Genomic DNA, 2180 nt, shown 5'->3' on the forward strand with positions numbered 1-2180 from the left:
GGCCAAAGAGTTAGGTGTTGAACCAAAAGAAATTCATATAAGGAAAATGAAGAGAAAATGGGGGAGATGTTCCAGCAAAGGCAGAGTAACCTTTTCTTTTGACCTTTTAAAAGAGGAATTTGAAGTTAGATCTAAAGCAATTGTGCATGAGTTATTGCATTTAAAATATCCGAATCATGGGAAGATGTTTGAGTCTTTATTAAAGACGTATCTTAGCAGAAAAGGAATAAACTCCAAAGATATTATAATGAAATAAACTACTTTTGAACAGATTTTAATAATGATAAAATTTTCGATGTAAGTTTTTACTCTATCAATTATTATTGGCGTAAAGGCGAACACCATAAAGATCTTTTAATCCAGATTTTTTCTTGTTGAGAAGGAAAGATTAAAAAATAAATACTTTAAAACAGATAATTATTATTTGATCCTCAATGAGAAATTGCCGATATAAAAAATGGAAACTAAAATCTACCCTCCGGATGAAGATTCTTATTTTTTAATTGATTGTCTGAAAAAGGAAATTGGAAATAGAAGAATTAAAACTGCTTTGGAGATTGGAACAGGATCCGGAATAGTATCCTTCAGTATTGCCGGTTTTGTTGATAAAATTCTTGCCGTTGATATAAATCCAAAAGCAATTGAATTCGCTCAGGAGAAGGCAGAATTGATGGGTTTGAAAAATATCGAATTCAGGGTCAGCAACTTGTTTGAAAATGTTTCTGGAAAATTTGATTTAATTTTTTTTAATCCTCCCTATCTTCTGGGAAGGGGAGATTTAAGTTGCACTGGAGGAAAGAGAGGACAGGAGATTATTGAAAAATTTTTATCCGAAGTCTGCAATTATCTCAATGAAGGCGGAGAAGCGATAATTCTGTTAAGTTCCTTTAACAGATATAAGGAACTTGAAAAAAAGTTCGGATTAAAATTGATCGGAAAAAACAGATTGTGGTTTGAAAGTTTGTATTGTTATAAATATTCAGAAAAAACGGAATAATTCCGACTTCGGCAAAGATAAATTTCTTTTTTAAGAAATTTAAATCCGGAAGGTTCTCAACAAATCATATAATTCTAACTATTTTATCTTTTTCAATTTTTTCTTGATGGTATTAATTCTGGTTTTTGCCATTTCAAGCAGGCCTATTCTCGCATCCTGTTTTGCAAGATCCAATTCTTTTTCTATCTCTTTCACATTTTTCCCCTGCAACTTTAATCTCTTTATTTTAGTTTCCAGTCTTGAAAATTCCTGATTTAAATTTGTAGTTATTGGTTTTTCAAACAATTTTACATAGACGAATGCGAGTATTGATCCAACAATAGCAACGAGAATGACAATATAAACAATGATCATCGGAGGCAATTTGATCGGATTCGGATTCGGGTTGCAGGTCAGACGCGTCTCATTGCAACCATATCTGCAGGTTTGAATTGTGGTCCAATTATTATCTTTACATATTTGCAGGTTGTTGCCAGAACATCTCTTCTCTCCTTCGTTGCAAATAATTGGTTTTTGAACGCATTTTAAAAGAGAAGAATCGCACATATAGTCGCAGAATTCTATTGTTTCCCAGGCATAATTTTTGCATTCCTGCAGTTCTTTTCCAAAGCATCTTCTTTCATTTTCTTCGCAGATCGGTTCTATCACCGTATAATTTCTGGTTTCCGTGTAATTGTTTCCAGCTTCGTCTTTTACCGTGCATATTGCGGTTTTATCTCCGATTGTAGAAGTATCCAGGTTGACAACAACTTCAAAATCTCCTTTTATATCATCCGATGCCAAACAAACAACCGATGCTTCTTCGCCTCTTCTATATTCTTTCTCTACTTCAAAAGATATGATGTATGGAGGAATAGTATCTACGACAATATTATCGGAAACTGTTTTTTCTGTTAATCCATATATGCTGTGATAAGTGGCTGTGATATTGTAAATTCCATCTTTAAAAACAGATAAATTAACTGTAAAAGTTCCATTTTCAAAATTAATCGTTGAATTTACCAAATCCCCGGTTGAATTGTAGATCGAAATATTTGTATAATTCAGAAGTTTATTATTTAAAATTGAGATATTTATTGTCAAGGTATGATTATTCAAATAACTATTGCTTACCGGATCATTTATTAATATTTTCTGTTCGGTTGACAGAATATTTATCATTTCCATTTTTGTTGTTTCATTA

Annotated in this window: 3 protein-coding genes; 2 read left to right on the plus strand and 1 reads right to left on the minus strand. The window is 32.1% G+C overall.

The genetic code is table 11. From position 1 onward, the window contains the following. Positions 1-46 precede the first annotated feature (46 nt). Positions 47-256 (plus strand): M48 family peptidase, encoded by a 210-nt coding sequence (locus ENL20_06120; GenBank protein HHE38129.1) that lies wholly within the window; start codon positions 47-49, stop codon positions 254-256. A 201-nt stretch (positions 257-457) separates the two neighbouring features. Continuing rightward, the gene (locus ENL20_06125) at positions 458-997 is read left to right on the plus strand and encodes a methyltransferase domain-containing protein (GenBank protein HHE38130.1); all 540 of its coding nucleotides are present in this window, start codon (positions 458-460) and stop codon (positions 995-997) included. Between the two features lie 78 nt (positions 998-1075). Here ENL20_06125 and ENL20_06130 read toward each other — a convergent pair whose 3' ends face one another. Next, complete coding sequence (locus ENL20_06130) at positions 1076-2164, minus strand: hypothetical protein (protein ID HHE38131.1); 1089 nt, start codon at positions 2162-2164, stop codon at positions 1076-1078. Positions 2165-2180 lie beyond the last annotated feature (16 nt).

Source organism: Candidatus Cloacimonadota bacterium, assembly GCA_011372345.1.
GTDB lineage: Bacteria > Cloacimonadota > Cloacimonadia > Cloacimonadales > TCS61 > DRTC01.